We start from the raw sequence: 17,307 nt of genomic DNA on the forward strand, positions 1-17,307 counted from the left end.
GGGTAGGACGAGGTCGCGTCATTTCTCATCAGGTTTTTCACCCCTGACAGAACCCTTCGGCGAGAACCGGCCACCCGTACGGGTGGGGCGCGGGTGAACGGCGGGGCGCGTGGGGCCGGCCGCACGGGCCGGAGTGCGCCGCACGCGCGGCCGATGCCGCTCAGGCCGTGGCGGCGGGCGCGCGCAGCAGCCGCAGCGAGCGCCCGGCCAGCAGCGTCGCGCCCTGCGGACAGGGCTCGCCGCCGCCCTCGACGGCGGTGTCGACCACCGTCTCGTACGCCTCCTCCGGCGCGGCCCAGGGCTCGCCGGGGAGGGTGAACAGCACCGGTTCGTGACCGGCGTTGAGCAGCAGCAGGAAGCTGTCGTCCAGCGTCGGCCGCCCGGCCTCGTCCCGTTCGGACATCGCGGTGCCGGACAGCAGCATGCCCAGGCAGGCGGTCGGGGCGAACCAGTCGGCCTCGGTCATCTCCTTGCCCAGCGGCGTGAACCAGGCGAGGTCCGGCTGGCCGCCCGGAGCGGCGGCCCGGCCGGAGAAGAACGCCCGCTGCCGCAGCACCGGGTGGGCCCGGCGCAGCCGGATCAGCCGGGCGGTCAGCTCGCACAGCCCGCGCCAGCGGGGATCCGCCAGGAGCGACCAGTCCAGCCAGCCGAGCTCGTTGTCCTGGCAGTAGGCGTTGTTGTTGCCGCCCTGGGTGCGGCCCAGCTCGTCCCCGGCGGTGAGCATGGGGACGCCGGTGGAGAGCAGCAGCGTGGCCAGCAGGTTGCGCAGTTGGCGCAGCCGCAGGGCGTTCACCTCCGGGTCGGTGGTCTCGCCCTCGACGCCGTGGTTCCAGGACCGGTTGTCGTCGGTGCCGTCCCGGTTGGCCTCGCCGTTGGCCTCGTTGTGCTTGCGGTCGTAGCTGACCAGGTCGCGCAGCGTGAAACCGTCGTGCGCGGTCACGTAGTTGACGGAGGCGTACGGGCGGCGGCCGCCGCGCTGGTAGAGGTCGGAGGAGCCGGACAGCCGGTAGCCCAGCTCGCGCACGTCCGGGCGGGCGCCGCGCCAGAAGTCCCGCACGGTGTCCCGGTACTTGTCGTTCCACTCGGCCCACAGCGGGGGGAAGCCGCCGACCTGGTAGCCGCCCGGGCCGACGTCCCAGGGCTCGGCGATCAGCTTCACCCGGCTGAGCAGCGGGTCCTGGGAGACGGCGGCGAGGAAGGGGTGGTCCATGTCGACCCCGTCGGTGCCGCGGGCGAGGGCGGCGGCGAGGTCGAAGCGGAAGCCGTCCACGCCCATCTCGGTGACCCAGTACCGCAGCGAGTCGGTGACCAGCCGGACCACCTGCGGGCGGCGGGTGTCCAGGGTGTTGCCGCAGCCGGTGAAGTCGGCGTAGCCGCGCGGGCGGTGCGGGGCCGGGCGGTAGTAGGCGGTGTTGTCGATGCCGCGCAGCGAGAGCATCGGGCCGAGTTCGGCGCCCTCCGCGGTGTGGTTGAACACCACGTCGAGGATCACCTCGATCCCGGCGGCGTGCAGGGCGCGGACCATCCGCTTGAACTCGCCGACCTGGCCGCCGCGCGAGCCGGCCGCCGAGTAGCCGGCGTGCGGGGCGAAGTAGCCGATCGTGTTGTAGCCCCAGTAGTTGACCAGGCCGCGCGACTGGAGGTGGTCCTCGCTGGCGTACTGGTGCACCGGCAGCAGCTCGACGGCGGTCACGCCGAGGCGGGTCAGGTGGGCGACGGCGGCCGGGTGGGCCAGGCCCGCGTAGGTGCCGCGGAGCTCCGGCGGGATGTCGGGGTGGCGCATGGTGAAGCCGCGCACGTGCAGTTCGTAGAGCACCGTCTCGGCCCACGGGGTCTTCGGGCGGTGGTCGTCGTACCAGTCGTCGTCATCGTGGACGACCACGGATCTGGGCACGTAGCGGGCGGAGTCGCGGTTGTCCCGGACGGTGTCGGCGACGTCCGCCTCCGGCCAGTTGCGGACGGCGGCGCAGACCGCGTCGTGGCTGGTGTAACAGCCGTCCACGGCACGGGCGTACGGGTCGAGCAGCAGCTTCGCCGGGTTCCAGCGGGCGCCGGTCCACGGGTCCCACCGGCCGTGCACGCGGAAGCCGTACCGGCTGCCGGGGCGGACGCCGGGCAGGAAGCCGTGCCAGGTCTGGAAGTCCTGCTCGGTGAGGCGGTGCCGGGCCTCCCGGCCGTCCTCGTCGAACAGGCAGAGATCGACCGCCTCGGCGCCGGCCGCCCAGAGCGCGAAGTTGGTTCCCTGGCGGCCCTGTTGGTCGGTCCGGAAACGGGCGCCGAGCGGCTGCCAGCTGCCGGGCCACGGTGGCTCGGCGGTGTCCCCGCCGGGCGGCCGCACTCCGGCTTCCAGCTCCTGCCCTGACGCCATGGCCGCACCCTCCCTGGACGGGGTGTCCCGGACCCCGTTCACTTCCTCTTTCCCGGATTGCGCAGATCGGAAGCGGCTGAACGGGGGCTTACCGGCGGATGGCGGCCGATGGATGGGGGGATTTCGCGCGGCTGCGCGTGTCCCCGCCGCGATTGCCCTCGTTGTTCCCGGTATCGGGCGTTCCCGCCACCGGACGTTCCTGGCATCGGGCGTCCCCGGTGGCGGAGGCTCCCGGTACCGGACCTTCCCGGTACCGGACGTGGACAGTGGGAGGCCCCGGAATGCGGCGCCGAGGACGGGTGTGGGCGCGGCGGGCGGCGGCGGTGGCCTGGGGCCTCGCCGTCCTGACGGGGTGCGGCGGCTCCCCGGCGGCCCCCGCGCAGGACGCCGCCGGGCCCGGGGCGCACACCCCGCCCCCGCCGCCGTCCCGGGCGGTCGTCACGGCGCTGCCCGCCGACGGCGCCCAGGACGTGCCGCCGGAGGGCCCGGTCCGGGTGACGGCGGCGCAGGGCCGGCTGGTCACCGTCCGGCTGGCCGACACCAAGGGCACCGAGGTCCCCGGCACGATCGCCCCGGACGGCGCCGCCTGGACGCCCGACGGCCCGCTGCCGCTGGGCACCGCGTACACCCTGGACGCCGTCGCCGAGGACGACCAGGGCCAACGGGCGGCCCAGCACTCGGCGTTCTCCACGATGGCCCGGGCGCACACCTTCGTCGCCTTCTTCACCCCGGAGGACGGCTCCACCGTCGGTGTCGGCATGCCGGTGTCGTTGCGCTTCAGCCGGCCGATCACGGACCGGGCGGCGGTGGAGAAGGCCGTCCAGGTGAGCGCCGACCCGCCCGTCCCGGTGGCCGCGCACTGGTTCGGCAACCAGCGGCTGGACGTCCGCCCGCAGCAGTACTGGGCGGCGGGCACCAAGGTGACGGTGGCGCTGCGGCTGAAGGACGTGCAGGGCGCGCCGGGCGAGTTCGGGACCCAGACCAAGGACCTGCACTTCACCGTCGGCCGGGCCCAGGTCTCCACCGTCGACCTGGACGCGCACACCCTGACCGTCCGGGCCGGGCAGGGCGGCAAGGTGGTGCGGGTGCTCAAGGTGTCCGGCGGCAGCCGTGACCACTCCACCTACCGGGGCGTCATGGTGGTTTCGGAGAAGTACAAGGTGACCCGGATGAACTCGCAGACCGTCGGGATGGGCGACGAGTACGACATCAAGGACGTGCCGCACGCGATGCGGCTGACCGACTCCGGCACCTTCGTGCACGGCAACTACTGGGCGGACCCCGGGGTGTTCGGCGCCGCCAACACCAGCCACGGCTGCATCGGCCTGGCCGACGCCAAGGGCGGAGCGAGCAAGGACTCCCCGGCGGGCTGGCTGTTCGAGCACACCGTCCCGGGGGACGTGCTGGAGGTGAAGGCCTCCGCGGGGGACTTCGTGCCACCACAGAACGGCCTCAACGGCTGGAACATGCCGTGGGAGCAGTGGGTGGCGGGCAGCGCCCTCGGGCCGGTCGCCGGGCCCGCGGCCGGGCCCGCCTCCAGCCCCGTCGCGCAGTAGTCGATCTTCGCCGCCGATTCACCCCCGATCCACCCACCTCCCCCCCGGGATCCGCTCAGACGGCCCGGCTATCCTGCTCCGGCGCGCGCCCTGGTCCGGCGCGAAAGATCGGCGTCCGGTGCAACTCATGGGGGCACTCAACGCGTCGAGAGAGTGAATACCGGGAGGGGAGAAACCGTGAAGACGGGGAAGACGGCCGACGCCGCGATACGTACCACCAGCCGTTACGGGCGCAGGGGTGCGATGGCGTTGGTCATGGGCGGGGTGCTGCTGCTCACCGCGGCCTGCGGCGACGACAAGGGCGGAACGGGCGGCGGGGGCGACAACGCGGCGCCCGCGGCGACGGCGGGTGCGGGCGGGACGGCGGCCCCGGCGGGCGCGTCGGGCGAGCCGAAGGCCTCCGCCGCGGTGCTGGCCGTCGAGCCGAAGGACGGCGCCCAGGACGTCGCACCGAGCAACGCGTTGCAGGTGTCCGTCTCGAACGGCAAGCTCACCACGGTCGAGGTGACCGACAAGAACGGCAAGCCGGTCGACGGGGCGATCACTCCGGACGGCATCGGCTGGAAGCCCGCCGCCGCGCTCACCGTCGGCATGGCGTACAAGGTGAACGCGCAGGCCAAGGACGCCGACGGCCTGGTGACCGCGTCCACCACGACGTTCACCACGCTGACGCCGGACAAGAAGGTCTCCACCAACGACAACATCAGCGACGGCGCCACCTACGGCGTCGGCATGATCGTCTCGGTGAACTTCAGCAAGACCGTCAAGAACAAGGACGCCGTCCTCAAGGGCATCACCTTCGAGACGAACAACGGCACCGAGGTGAAGGGCCACTGGTTCGGCGACAACCGGCTGGACTTCCGCCCGGCCGAGTACTGGAAGCCGGACACCAAGGTCACCATCAAGTACCGGCTGAAGAGCGTCGAGGTCGCCCCGGGCGTCTACGGCGACGTGGACAAGGACGAGCCGTTCACCATCGGCCGCTCCCAGATCGCCACCGCCGACGCCAAGGCGCACCAGATGACGATCGAGCGGGGCGGCAAGAGCACCACCGTGCCGGTCACCATGGGCGCGGAGGCGACGCCGTCCTGGAGCGGGACGATGGTGATCATGTCCAAGGAGAAGGTCACCCGGATGAACTCGCAGACCGTCGGCCTCGGCGGCGAGTACGACATCCAGGACGTGCCGCACGCGATGCGGCTGACCACCTCCGGCACCTTCGTGCACGGCAACTACTGGTCCAACGCGACCAATCCGTTCGGCAGGACCAACGCCAGCCACGGCTGCGTCGCGATGGTGGACGAGAAGGGCGGCAGCGACACCTCCGTCGCGGGCAAGTTCTTCAACGACTCGATGATCGGCGACGTGGTCAAGGTCGTGAACAGCAAGGAGAAGACCGTCGCGCCCTCCAACGGGCTGGGCGGCTGGAACATCGCCTGGGCGAACTGGTAGATCCTGCCCGCCGACTGACCGGATAGTCCCGGTTCGTCGGCGCGGTGCGGACGAGCGGCCCGATCCTCACCCGTTGGGGTCGGGCCGTTCGCGTTCTCGGAGCGCACCGGGCCCCGAATGGCGCAACCTTTCCGGAGGCCGGCGCGTGTAGTGGTCGAGCCCGTCGTGTGCGCGGGGTTCTGTGCGGGGTTCCGGGTCGTGGGGTTCCGGGTCGTGGGGTTTCGGCCCGCGGGTTTCGGTCTGCGGGTTTCGGTTCGTGGGGTTCGGTTCGTGGGGTTTCTGAGGGAGAGGGATCGACGTTGAGGTCGATACGCAGAGTGGTGGCCGTCGGTCTGGTGGGCGGCGCGATGGCGCTGACGGCCGCGTGCGGCGGCGGGAGTGGCGGGAGCGGTAGCGGGGGCGGGAGTGCGGCCAAGGCGGACCTGGGGGCCGGAGCGGCCGCCGGAACGGCCTCCCCGGGCGCCGCGGCGGCGAGCAGCGCGGCGCCGAAGGTGTCGCAGGCCGTGGTGAACATCGAGCCCAAGCCCGGCACGGTGGACGTCGCGCCCGACGCGCTCAAGGTCGGCGCGACCGGCGGCAAGCTCACCACCGTCAAGGTCAGTGACAAGACCGGCGCGGAGGTGCCCGGCACCATCGCCGCCGACGGCTCCAGCTGGACCCCGTCGGCCGGCCTCGCCGTGGGCAGCACCTACCAGGTCAGCGCGATGGCCGCGGACGCCAACGGCGTGGTCGCCAGCGCGGACAGCAACTTCTCCACGCTGACGCCGACGGCCCTCGCCAAGGCCGCCGACAACGTGGACAACAACGCGACGTACGGCGTCGGCATGATCGTCTCGGTGAACTTCAGCAAGGACGTCAAGAACAAGGACGTCGTCGCGAAGGGCATCACCTTCGAGACCGACAACGGCACCGTGGTCAAGGGCCACTGGTTCGGCAACCGCCGGCTGGACTTCCGCCCCGAGCAGTACTGGAAGTCCGGCACCAAGGTGACCGTGCACTACCGCCTCAAGAGCGTCGAGATCGCCCCTGGGGTGTACGGCACCGACCGGGACGAGCCCTTCACGATCGGGCGATCTCAGATTTCGACGGTTGACGCCGCCGCGCACAGGATGACCGTCGAACTCGACGGCAAACCGTCGGACATCGACATCACCTCCGGCTCGCCCGAACACCCGACCTGGAACGGCACGATGGTCGTCATGTCCAAGGAGGGCGTGGTGCGGATGCAGTCCAGCACCCTCCCCGGCATGAGCGGCTCCCCGTACGACCTCCAGGTGCCGCACTCGATGCGGCTCACCGACAGCGGCACCTACCTGCACGGCAATTACTGGAGCAAGCTCATCGGTGAGGACAACGTCAGCCACGGCTGCGTCGCCCTCAAGGACGTCGAGGGCGGCGGCGAATCCACCTCGATGGGCAAGTTCTACGCCGGCTCGCTCGTCGGCGACGTGGTGGTCGTGAAGAACTCCACCAAGAAGGAGACCCTCGACCCGGCGAACGGCCTGAGTGGCTGGAACGTGCCCTGGAGCGCCTGGTAGGCCGACCGGTAGCCGCCCTGGTCGGGGCAGTTCCGTGGCAACCCGGGATTGACGGCGGACGCGCCCCGGGTTGCCTGCTCCCCACCCTCTCCCGACCCCTTCCGGGCCCCCTCCAGGCCCCCGCCTGGCACTCTCCGCGGGGTCTCCTTGCACGCGGCATATGCCGACTCGGAGGAGATCGTTTGCTCATTGTCCGTACGCGGCCGCTTGCGTTCCGCAATGATGGACCGCATGGCGGGTTGGGGCGAAACAGATCAGTCATCAGTTCCCGGGGCCGGATTGGTCGCCGAGGCGTCGTGGATCGATGTCCAGGGCGCGCTGGCGGCGCTGGAGCGGCTCAGCTCGGAGGAACTGGAGGAGATGTATTGCGGCAGGCTGAGCGATCAGTCCGTGCCGAACGAGGTGCGACTGCCGTCCCGGCCGGAGACCGGCCCGGTGGCCCGCCGACTGGTGCTGTCGGTCCTGGAATCCTGGGACCTCCACCAGCACCTGGAGGCCGGTGAGTTACTCACCAGCGAGCTGGTCTCCAACGCCGTCCGGCACGCCGCCGGACGCACCATCGGACTCCAGGTGATCCGCAAGCCGGGCTGGCTCCGCGTCGAGGTCCGCGACTCCTCCCGGGCGCTGCCCTGCATGATCCTCGCCGAGCCGAAGCCGGTGACCGAGCGGGGGCGGGGCCTGCGGGTCATCGACGACCTGGCCGACCGCTGGGGCGCCGACCTGCTGCCGCGCGGCAAGGGCGTCTGGTTCGAGCTGAAGGTCCGCGAGCGGCACTGACCGTTTCGGGCTTTCCCGGGTCTTTCTCGGCCTTCCGGGCCGTCCGGAGTCTTTTCCGGCTGTCCGGGTCTTCCGGGTCTTCCCGGGAAAACGCGCAGGGCCCCCGAAGTCGCCGTGGTCCGGCGGATGGGGGCCCCTGCAAGTCATCGCGCCGGCCAAGGGGGTGCGTGCCGCGCGATGGGCGTCGGCCGTGCCAGGTCGGGCCAGCCGAAGTCTCCACGCCCAGGCCGGCGTGCTGTGCCGCCCGCCGTTGGGCTGCTTCGACTATCGCACGGATCTCAGCATGTGGGCAAACCAGGTGACTTGGATTGAAAGGTTTGTAACCTAGTTCACCTTTGGATTTTGCATAGGTTCACGCTGTTGCCTGTGAATATTCACCATCCTTGCCGTCGGGCCTCCGGTGCTTCGTCGCCCGGCCGCCAATTCCTCCGTGCACCCCACCACGCCGGAACTGCCGGGTAGCATCAGGCCCGTGGACCTGTACTGGCACGTCGTACTGCCACCGCTCAGCGCCTGATCGGGCGCACACGCCGGTGGCTCGAGCCCCGCGCTCCCTGCTGCGGCCCCTTCGGCCGTCAGGGGGCCGCCGTGTGCGCCCGGTGCGAAACCAACTCCCCTGACGGTCTTCGACGACGGAAGTTCACGACTGTGCCGAACCGCACCTCCACGCCCGCGCCCACCCGGCCCACCACCACCCCCACCGCCCGCCGCACCAGCCCGCTCGGCGGGCCGGTCCCGATCCTGGTCGCCGCACTGCTGTGGGGCACCACCGGGACGGCCAGCTCCCTCGCACCCGACGGCGCCCCTTCGGCGGGCATCGGCGCCGCCGCGCTGGTCCTCGGCGGACTCCTCCTCTTCCTCTCCACCCGCAGCGCCCGCGCGCTGCCCCGGGCCTGCGGCCGCCGGGAGCGGTGGCAACTCGCCGTCGGCGCCGTCGCGGTGGTCGGCTACCCGGTCACCTTCTACCCGGCGGTGACCCGCGCCGGGGTGGCGGTGGCCACCGTGATCGCACTGGGCAGTGCCCCCGTCTTCGCCGGCCTGCTCGGCTGGCTCACCCGGCAGGGGCGGCCGAGCGGCCGGTGGGCCGGTGCCACGGTGACGGCGGTCGTCGGCTGCGCCGTCCTGGTGCTGGGCCCCGAACTCACCGGCGACGGCGCGGCGGTGGACGCCGTGGGGGTGGCGCTGGCCGCGCTCTCCGGCCTCTCGTACGCCGTGTACTCGCTCGTCGGCGGGAGGCTCATCTCGCGCGGGCACCCGTCCGCCGGGGTGATGGGGGCGATGTTCGGCGCGGCCGCGCTGCTCGTCCTGCCGGTGCTGTTCCTCGGCGACCTGCGGTGGCTCGCCTCGCCGCGCGGCGCGGCGGTGGTGCTCCACCTCGCGGTGATCACCACCTTCCTCGCCTACCGCCTCTTCGGCCACGGGCTGCGCCGCACCTCCGCCCAGACCGCCACCACCCTCACCCTCGCCGAACCCGCCGTCGCCGCCCTCCTCGGCGTCGCCGTCCTCGGCGAACGCCTCCCCGCCGCCTCCTGGTGCGGCCTCGCCATCCTCGCCGCGGGCCTCGCCGTCCTCACCGTGCCCATGGGTGCCCGCCGTCGCTGACCTGCGGGTGGCCCCACGCGCAGGAAGTCGGACGGGCCGACTTCCTGCGCGGGTGCCGCTGGTCGGCGGTGCCTCGCGACCGGCCACCCGGCCCTCCGGTGCCGCCCTCCGGCGCCGTCCTCCGATCGCCGATGCCGTTCGGCGGTCGGCGGGCCAGCACGCCGTGCTTCACCCGTTCTTGCGTCGAACCGCTTGCCGCCGGGCGCCCCGCTTGGTGGGCTTGACCGCGTGGAGGAGACCACGGACGGCCGACCGCAGGCGACGTACGACCGCATCGGGGTCGGCTACCGCGCCATCCGCCGGCCCGATCCCCGACTGCACGCCCCGATCGGTGCCGCCCTCCAGAGGGCCCGGTCGGTGGTGAACGTCGGTGCGGGCGCCGGATCCTACGAGCCCGAGGGCGCCACCGTCACCGCAGTCGACCCCTCCCAGGTCATGCTCGACCAGCACCCGGGGCACCGGAAGGTCAAGGCCGGAGCCGAGCGACTGCCCTTCCCGGACGGCTCCTTCGATGCGGCGATGGCCGTCATGACCGTCCACCACTGGCCGGATCCCGAACGGGGCCTCGCGGAGCCGCGGCGGGTCGCCCGGCGGCAGGTCGTCTTCACCTGGGACCCGGCCCACCGTCCGCAACTATGGCTGCTGGAGGAGTACCTGCCCGAGATCCGGGAGCTGGAGGAGAGCCGCTTCACGCCGCTGGCCCAGGTCGTCGACGCGCTGGACGCGCACACGGTGCTGCCCTTCCCCGTCCCGCACGATTTCACGGACGGTTACCAGATCGCCTACTGGCGGCGGCCCGAGTTCTACCTCGACCCGGTCGTCCGGCCGGCTCGACCTTCGCCCAGTTGCCGCTCGCAGTGGTGCGGCCGGCGATCGCCCGCTTGCGCGCCGACCTCGAATCCGGCGCCTGGCACCGCCGCCATGCCGAACTCCTCGACCAGGAGCACATGGACTACGGGTACCGGCTGCTCATCGCGGGGGTGCTCTCCTCGGAGTAGGAAGTCGGACGGGCCGACTTTCTGCGCGCGAGGCTGGATAGCGCGTTCGCGCGGGGCCGGAGAAAATATATCGACCGGTCTACATAGGGTGCGTTCGTGGAGGGTTGGGGTGCGCAGGAAGTCGGCGGGGCCGACTTCCTGCGCAGGAGGTGCGTGGGGGTGCACTGAAGAGGTAGACCGGTCTACATATTCCACACCTGGAATGTAGACCGGTCTACATAATTTCCTCCACCTGGGGGCCGGGTCGCGCTCGGATGTCCAGGCGCGCTCAGATGTCGAGGTGGGTGGCGATGCCGGTGAGGACGCAGTCGAGGCCGGTCTCGAACTGCCAGGTGGGGTCGTCCTTGCGGGTGGCCTCGTGGAGGTAGCGCTGGTAGGTGGGGTAGCGGCCGGTGTCCATCAGGAAGGACATCCGGGGGGCGAGGCCGGCGCGGGTCTCGTCACCGTCGGACCAGCCGTGCTCGCGCTGGAGGATGCGCAGGGCGAGCTCGGCGGCGACGGAGCCGTGGACGTAGCCGGTGACGGTGCGGAAGACCGCCATGGTGGTGTCGGCGTCCAGGCCGTGGTCGGCGAGGGCGGCGAAGGCGCGTTCGGGGATGGCGAGCTGGTTGGGGGTGAGGGGGACGGCGCCGGCGCGGACGACCCACGGGTGGGCCAGGTTCATGGCGCGCAGGTGGAGCGCCAGGGTGCGCATGGTGTCGCGCCAGCCGCTGGAGGGAGTGTCCAGGGAGAGTTCGCCGTAGACGAAGTCGACCATCAGGTCGATGAGTTCGTCCTTGCCGGAGACGTACCGGTAGGCGGCCATCGGGGCGACGCCGAGGGTGGTGGCGAGTCGGCGCATGGTGACGGCGTCGAGGCCTTCGGCGTCGGCGATCGCGATCGCGGCCTCGGCGATCCGCTGCGGGGTGAGGGTGGTGCGCGGCGCGGGGGTCGGGCGGGCGAGGCGCTCCCAGAGCGAGGCCTGGGGCTTGGTCTGGTCGTCGTCCCCGGTGGGGGCCTGCTGGGCGGGCATGACGGCGGGCTCCTTCCGGCTGGGGTTCCCACCGTACCACCGGCGTGTACGGCGTATCGGGAGTAGACGGCGTACGCGCCGATGTGTACGTTGCATCCGGAAGATACGTTGTACACATCGTCCCGGAGGGGGATGTTCATGGCCAAGGACGTTTCGGAGAAGAGCCTGAAGGTCGCGGTCGTCGTCGGCAGCACTCGGAGCGGCCGGTTCGCGCCCGTCGTCGCCGACTGGCTGCTCGGCCACCTCGGCGCGCGCGGCGACATGACCGCCGACCTGATCGATCTGGTCGAGACCCCGCTGCCGACCACCTTCCCGTCCTTCGGTGGTGAACTGGAGCCGGGCGCAGCCGAGTTGCTCGCTGCCGTCACGCCCCGGCTGGAGGCTGCCGACGCCTTCGTGGTCGTCACGCCCGAGTACAACCACAGCTTCCCGGCCCCGCTGAAGAACGCCATCGACTGGCACAACAGCCAGTGGCACGGCAAGCCGGTCGGCTTCGTCTCCTACGGCGGCCTCTCCGGCGGTCTGCGCGCCGTCGAGCAACTGCGAGTGGTGCTCGCCGAGTTGAACGCCATGACGATTCGCAACACGGTCAGCTTCCACGGCGCCGCCCAGTGCTTCGGCGCCGACGGCAGGCCGCTCGACCCGGCCGCCGACGCCGCCGCCAAGACCATGCTCGACCAACTCGCCTGGTGGGCGGAGGCGTTGCGGGACGCCCGGCGCGTCCGCCCGTTCGCGGCCTGAGCAGGCGCCTCGGGGCGCCTCGGGACGCCTCGGGGCGCTCGGGGCGAATCGGGACGCCCTGGAACGCCGAGAGCCCCCGGACGGGTCCGGGGGCTCAGACGACAGCGGGTGTGATCAGCACTCGATGACGTTGACGGCGAGGCCGCCGCGCGAGGTCTCCTTGTACTTGATCTTCATGTCGGCGCCGGTCTCCTTCATCGTCTTGATCGCCTTGTCGAGCGAGACGTGGTGCCGGCCATCGCCGCGCAGGGCCATCCGGGCGGCGGTGACGGCCTTGACGGAGGCCATGCCGTTGCGCTCGATGCAGGGGATCTGGACGAGCCCGCCGACCGGGTCGCAGGTGAGGCCGAGGTTGTGCTCGATGCCGATCTCGGCGGCGTTCTCGACCTGTTCGGGGGTGCCGCCGAGGACCTCGGCGAGGCCGCCGGCGGCCATCGAGCAGGCGGAGCCGACCTCGCCCTGGCAGCCGACCTCGGCGCCGGAGATGGAGGCGTTCTCCTTGAAGAGCATGCCGATGGCGCCGGCCGCGAGGAGGAAGCGGACGATGCCGTCCTCGTCGGCGCCCGGGATGAAGTTCAGGTAGTAGTGCAGGACGGCGGGGATGATCCCGGCCGCGCCGTTGGTCGGAGCGGTGACCACCCGGCGGCCGGAGGCGTTCTCCTCGTTGACCGCCATCGCGTAGAGGGTCACCCACTCCATCGCGTTGGCCGGGCCGATGCCCTCGGCGCGCATCGCGCGGGCGGCGGCGGCGGCGCGGCGGCGGACCTTGAGGCCACCGGGCAGGATCCCCTCGCGGGACATTCCGGCCCGCACGCACTCCTGCATGACCTGCCAGATCTCCAGCAGCCCGGTCCGGATCTCCTCCTCGGAGCGCCAGGCCTTCTCGTTCTCCAGCATCAGGCCGGAGATCGACAGCCCGGTCTCCCGGGTGAGCCGCAGCAGCTCCTCGCCGGTGCGGAAGGGGTAGCGCAGCGCGGTGTCGTCGGGCTTGACCCGGTCCGCGCCGATGGCGTCCTCGTCGACGACGAAGCCGCCGCCGACCGAGTAGTAGGTCTTCTCCAGCAGCGTGGAGCCGTCCGCCGCGTACGCCCAGATGGTCATGCCGTTGGCGTGGTACGGCAGCGAGCGGCGGCGGTGCAGGACCACCTGGGTGCCCGGGTCGAAGTCGATGGGGTGGGTGCCGAGGAGGTTGAGCCGCTTCTCGGTGGTGATCCGCTCGACGTCCTTGTCCGCCTGGTCGACGTCGACCGTGCGGGGGGAGTTGTTCTCCAGGCCGAGCAGGACGGCCTTCGGGGTGCCGTGGCCGTGGCCGGTGGCGCCCAGCGAGCCGTACAGCTCGGCGCGCACGCTCGCCACCTCGGCGAGCAGGTCCTCGGACCGCAGGCGCCGGGCGAACATCCGGGCGGCACGCATCGGGCCGACGGTGTGGGAGCTCGACGGGCCGATGCCGATGGAGAAGAGGTCGAAGACGCTGAGGGCCACGGGGGACGTCCTTGTCTGTCTCGTGGAAGGACTGGCGGGCGGGGGACGACACGGGTCGGGGCACCGCGCGCACTGTCCAGTGTGCGCGGTGCCCCGGGATCCCAGGTGCCGTGGCGGGGTGAGGCCGGTCACCCCGCCCGAACGATCACCGCGGTGATCAGAGGTTCGGGTAGAGCGGGTACTTCTCGGCCAGCGCGGTGACGCGGGCCTTGAGCGCGGTGGCGGCGTCCTCGTCGAAGGCGGGCTTGAGCGCCTCGGCGATGATGTCGGCGACCTCGCGGAAGTCCTCGGCCTGGAAGCCGCGGGTGGCGAGCGCGGGGGTGCCGATGCGCAGGCCGGAGGTGACCATCGGCGGCCGCGGGTCGTTCGGGACGGCGTTGCGGTTGACCGTGATGCCGACCTCGTGCAGGCGGTCCTCGGCCTGCTGGCCGTCGAGCTGGCTGTTGCGCAGGTCGACCAGGACCAGGTGCACGTCGGTGCCGCCGGACAGCACCGAGGCGCCGGCCTCGGCGACGTCGGCCTGGAGCAGGCGCTCGGCGAGGATCTTGGCGCCCTCCAGGGTGCGCTGCTGGCGCTCCTTGAACTCCTCGGACGCGGCGACCTTGAAGGCGACGGCCTTGCCGGCGATCACGTGCTCCAGCGGGCCGCCCTGCTGACCGGGGAACACCGCGGAGTTGATCTTCTTGGCGTACTCGGCCTTGGACAGGATGACACCGCCGCGCGGGCCGCCCAGGGTCTTGTGGGTGGTGGTGGTGACCACGTCCGCGTACGGCACCGGGTTGGGGTGCAGGCCGGCGGCGACCAGGCCGGCGAAGTGCGCCATGTCCACCATCAGCAGCGCGCCGACCTCGTCGGCGACCCGGCGGAACGCGGCGAAGTCCAGCTGGCGCGGGTAGGCGGACCAGCCGGCGATGATCAGCTTCGGCTGGTGCTCCTTGGCCAGGCGCTCGACCTCGGCCATGTCGACCTGGCCGGTCTTCTCGTCCACGTGGTACGCGGCCACGTTGTAGAGCTTGCCGGAGAAGTTGATCTTCATGCCGTGGGTCAGGTGACCGCCGTGGGCCAGGTCCAGGCCCAGGATGGTGTCGCCCGGCTTGATCAGCGCGAACATCGCGGCGGCGTTGGCCTGCGCGCCCGAGTGCGGCTGGACGTTGGCGTGCTCGGCGCCGAACAGGGCCTTGATGCGGTCGATCGCGATCTGCTCGACCACGTCGACGTGCTCGCAGCCGCCGTAGTAGCGGCGGCCGGGGTAGCCCTCGGCGTACTTGTTGGTGAGCACCGAGCCCTGGGCCTCCATGACCGCCACCGGGGCGAAGTTCTCGGAGGCGATCATCTCCAGGGTGGTCTGCTGGCGGTGCAGCTCGGCGTCGACCGCGGCGGCGATCTCCGGGTCGAGGGAGTGCAGGGACTGGTTCAGAACCGTCATGGTGTGGTCTTCCCGGGAGGAGAGAGACGGGAGCGGAGAAGGGGGGAACCTGGCGGGGCGGCCGCCGCGCTGCGACCGCCCCGCCACGAGCGGGTCAGCCGCCGATGAAGGCGGTGTACTCGTCCGCGCTGAGCAGCTCGTCGGTGGACTCCACCTGGACCTTGAACAGCCAGCCGCCCTCGAACGGGGCGCTGTTGACCAGGCTGTTGTCGTCCAGGACGTCCTGGTTGATCTCGACGATCTTCCCGGTCACTGGGGAGAACAGGTCGCTGACCGACTTGGTGGACTCCAGCTCGCCACAGGACTCGCCCGCGGTCACGTCGGCGCCGACCTCGGGCAGCTGCACGTAGACGATGTCACCGAGCGCGTCGGCCGCGTGGGCGGTGATGCCGACCGTGGAGACACCGCCCTCGACGGCGGTCAGCCACTCGTGCTCCTTGGTGTACTGCAGGTGCTGGGGGTTGCTCATGGCGTCATTCTCCAGGATGGGAAGCGGGTACGACGAAGCGGGCCGCCGCACGGACGGCTTCGACGCGGATCAGGCGTGGTTCGGGCCTGGGTCAGGCCTGGGTCAGACCTGGATCAGGCGTGGATCAGGCGTGGCTCAAGCCCGGGTCGGGCATGGTGCAGGCCCGGGTCCACGGGGTCTACGGGGAGGGCGGGGCCTCAGCGGCCGCGCTTGTAGAACGGCAGCGCCACGACCTCGACCGGCTCGTGCTTGCCGCGCACGTCCACCGCGACGGCGGTGCCGGGGGTGGCGTGGGCCGCGTCCACGTAGGCGATCGCGATCGGCCGGCCCAGGGTCGGGGACGGGGCGCCCGAGGTGATCCGGCCGATCGGGGCGCCGTCGGCGGAGACCACGGTGTACTCGGCGCGCGGGACGCGCTTGCCCTCGGAGACCAGGCCGACCAGCACCCGCGGCGGGTTGGCCTCGGCCTCGGCGGCGGCCTTCTCCAGCGCCTTGCGGCCGACGAAGGTGCCCTCGTTGGTGGTCTTGTCGAAGCGCACGACCCGGCCCAGGCCCGCGTCGAACGGGGTCAGGTCGGTGGAGAGCTCGTGCCCGTACAGCGGCATGCCGGCCTCCAGGCGCAGCGTGTCGCGGCACGACAGGCCGCACGGGACCAGGCCGCGGCCCTCGCCGGCGGCGGTCAGCGCCTGCCAGACCCCCTCGGCGTCGCCCGGGTTGCAGAAGATCTCGAAGCCGTCCTCGCCGGTGTAGCCGGTCCGGGCGAGCAGCACGTCGCGGCCGGCGACCTGGGCCGGGAGGATCGCGTAGTACTTCAGGCCGGGCAGGTCGGCGTCGGTGGTCCCGGCCAGGATCGCGGTGGCCTCCGGGCCCTGGACGGCGATCAGCGCGTAGGTGTCGCGGTCGTCCGTGACGACGGCGTCGAAGCCCTTGGCGCGGGCGATCAGCTCGTCCAGCACCAGCTGGGCGTTGGAGGCGTTGGCGACGACCAGGAAGGCGTCCTCGCGCAGGCGGTAGACGATCAGGTCGTCCAGGATGCCGCCGTCCTCGGCGCAGATCATGGTGTAGCGGGCGCGCAGCACGCCCAGCGCGGAGACGAAGCCGACCAGCGCGTGGTCCAGCATCTCGCCGGCCTGCTGGCCGGTGACGGTGATCTCGCCCATGTGGGAGAGGTCGAACAGTCCGGCCCGGGTGCGGACGGCGAGGTGTTCCTCGCGCTCGCTGCCGTAGCGCAGCGGCATGTCCCAGCCGGCGAAGTCGGTCATGGTCGCGCCGAGGGCGCGGTGCAGCGCGTCGAGCGCGGTGAGGCGGAGGGACGACATGGCCTGGAACTCCTCGGTCTGGGCACTCATGGGTGCACGCGCCGGAACCGGACCCGCTCGGGGGCCGACCCTGCGCGCGGGCATGCGGCGGCGTGGGTCTCCCCATCTGTCGTCGAACCTGAGAGCTTCACCGCCCACCTGCCCGCAGCTGTTTCCAGCATCCAGGACAGCATGGTGGCTTGCACCGTGGGTGGGCGCGCGACAGGGCCGTGCGCCACTTTCCAGATGTGCCTAACCCGTGCGGTAAGGGGGCCTGAGAGATTCCGGGGAGGAGTTGCTCCTTCGGCGCCGGCTGTGCCGCCTGACGGGGCACTCCGGGCTCTCCCGCGCGGGTTCGAGCGGCCGGTATGGAGTTGTCGGTCCGCCGGCGCGCCGCGCCGTCGAACGCGCACATCATGGCACGTCCGCGCCGACGACGGGAGAGGGGACCCGGTCACACCGCGCCACCGCGAACCGGCGCCCCCGGGGCGTGCGCCCTAGACCCGTCCTTCGCACATAACGAGTTCGGATGATGTGGTGATGCGACCGGTACCCCGGTGGGGTGCCGGTCGTTGAGCCTGGCGTGTC

At 71.8% G+C, this 17,307-nt stretch carries 12 protein-coding genes, 1 pseudogene and 1 riboswitch; of the genes and pseudogenes, 7 read left to right on the plus strand and 6 right to left on the minus strand.

Annotated features, from left to right (window positions below; all coding sequences use genetic code 11):
- Positions 1 to 160: 160 nt before the first annotated feature.
- Complete coding sequence (gene glgX / locus AB0P03_RS12415) at positions 161 to 2,368, minus strand: glycogen debranching protein GlgX (RefSeq protein ID WP_363628722.1); 2,208 nt, start codon at positions 2,366 to 2,368, stop codon at positions 161 to 163.
- Positions 2,369 to 2,649: 281 nt separating this feature from the next.
- Between glgX and AB0P03_RS12420 the strand changes: the two genes are divergently transcribed.
- The 6 genes and pseudogenes from AB0P03_RS12420 (at position 2,650) to AB0P03_RS12445 (ending at position 10,291) form a co-directional block, all read left to right on the plus strand.
- Positions 2,650 to 3,924 (plus strand): Ig-like domain-containing protein, encoded by a 1,275-nt coding sequence (locus AB0P03_RS12420; protein WP_363628724.1) that lies wholly within the window; start codon positions 2,650 to 2,652, stop codon positions 3,922 to 3,924.
- A 177-nt stretch (positions 3,925 to 4,101) separates the two neighbouring features.
- Positions 4,102 to 5,376, plus strand: a complete 1,275-nt coding sequence (locus AB0P03_RS12425) for an Ig-like domain-containing protein (protein ID WP_363582073.1) — start codon at positions 4,102 to 4,104, stop codon at positions 5,374 to 5,376.
- 317 nt (positions 5,377 to 5,693) lie between these two features.
- Positions 5,694 to 6,914, plus strand: coding sequence for an Ig-like domain-containing protein (locus tag AB0P03_RS12430; protein ID WP_363628725.1), 1,221 nt, complete (start codon positions 5,694 to 5,696; stop codon positions 6,912 to 6,914).
- A 279-nt stretch (positions 6,915 to 7,193) separates the two neighbouring features.
- Entirely contained in the window at positions 7,194 to 7,691 is a 498-nt protein-coding gene (locus AB0P03_RS12435) for an ATP-binding protein (RefSeq protein WP_244293363.1), read from the plus strand.
- A gap of 648 nt (positions 7,692 to 8,339) precedes the next feature.
- A complete protein-coding gene (locus AB0P03_RS12440; RefSeq protein ID WP_363628727.1) occupies positions 8,340 to 9,293 on the plus strand; it encodes an EamA family transporter in 954 nt (317 codons plus the stop codon).
- Between the two features lie 294 nt (positions 9,294 to 9,587).
- Positions 9,588 to 10,291: pseudogene (locus AB0P03_RS12445) on the plus strand (class I SAM-dependent methyltransferase).
- 268 nt (positions 10,292 to 10,559) lie between these two features.
- On the opposite strand, the gene AB0P03_RS12450 reads toward AB0P03_RS12445, so the two are convergent.
- Positions 10,560 to 11,303 (minus strand): TetR/AcrR family transcriptional regulator, encoded by a 744-nt coding sequence (locus AB0P03_RS12450; protein WP_363628729.1) that lies wholly within the window; start codon positions 11,301 to 11,303, stop codon positions 10,560 to 10,562.
- A 138-nt stretch (positions 11,304 to 11,441) separates the two neighbouring features.
- On the opposite strand from AB0P03_RS12450, the gene AB0P03_RS12455 reads away from it, so the two are divergent.
- Entirely contained in the window at positions 11,442 to 12,044 is a 603-nt protein-coding gene (locus AB0P03_RS12455; protein WP_363628730.1) for an NAD(P)H-dependent oxidoreductase, read from the plus strand.
- Positions 12,045 to 12,158: 114 nt separating this feature from the next.
- Here AB0P03_RS12455 and AB0P03_RS12460 read toward each other — a convergent pair whose 3' ends face one another.
- The 4 genes from AB0P03_RS12460 to gcvT all read right to left on the minus strand — a co-directional run bounded on the left by AB0P03_RS12460 (position 12,159) and on the right by gcvT (position 16,740).
- Positions 12,159 to 13,526 carry an L-serine ammonia-lyase gene (locus AB0P03_RS12460; protein WP_363582083.1) on the minus strand — a complete coding sequence of 456 codons (1,368 nt, stop codon included), beginning with the start codon at positions 13,524 to 13,526 and terminating at the stop codon, positions 12,159 to 12,161.
- 157 nt (positions 13,527 to 13,683) lie between these two features.
- The gene (gene glyA / locus AB0P03_RS12465; RefSeq protein WP_363582085.1) at positions 13,684 to 14,952 is read right to left on the minus strand and encodes a serine hydroxymethyltransferase; all 1,269 of its coding nucleotides are present in this window, start codon (positions 14,950 to 14,952) and stop codon (positions 13,684 to 13,686) included.
- A gap of 94 nt (positions 14,953 to 15,046) precedes the next feature.
- Positions 15,047 to 15,421 (minus strand): glycine cleavage system protein GcvH, encoded by a 375-nt coding sequence (gene gcvH / locus AB0P03_RS12470; protein ID WP_350884663.1) that lies wholly within the window; start codon positions 15,419 to 15,421, stop codon positions 15,047 to 15,049.
- Positions 15,422 to 15,618: 197 nt separating this feature from the next.
- Positions 15,619 to 16,740: a glycine cleavage system aminomethyltransferase GcvT gene (gene gcvT, locus AB0P03_RS12475; RefSeq protein WP_363582160.1), complete on the minus strand. Its 1,122-nt coding sequence runs from the start codon at positions 16,738 to 16,740 to the stop codon at positions 15,619 to 15,621.
- Positions 16,741 to 16,971: 231 nt separating this feature from the next.
- Positions 16,972 to 17,077, minus strand: a riboswitch (glycine riboswitch).
- Positions 17,078 to 17,307 lie beyond the last annotated feature (230 nt).

Origin of the sequence: Kitasatospora sp. NPDC088779 (assembly GCF_040685395.1) — a bacterium.
GTDB lineage: Bacteria > Actinomycetota > Actinomycetes > Streptomycetales > Streptomycetaceae > Kitasatospora.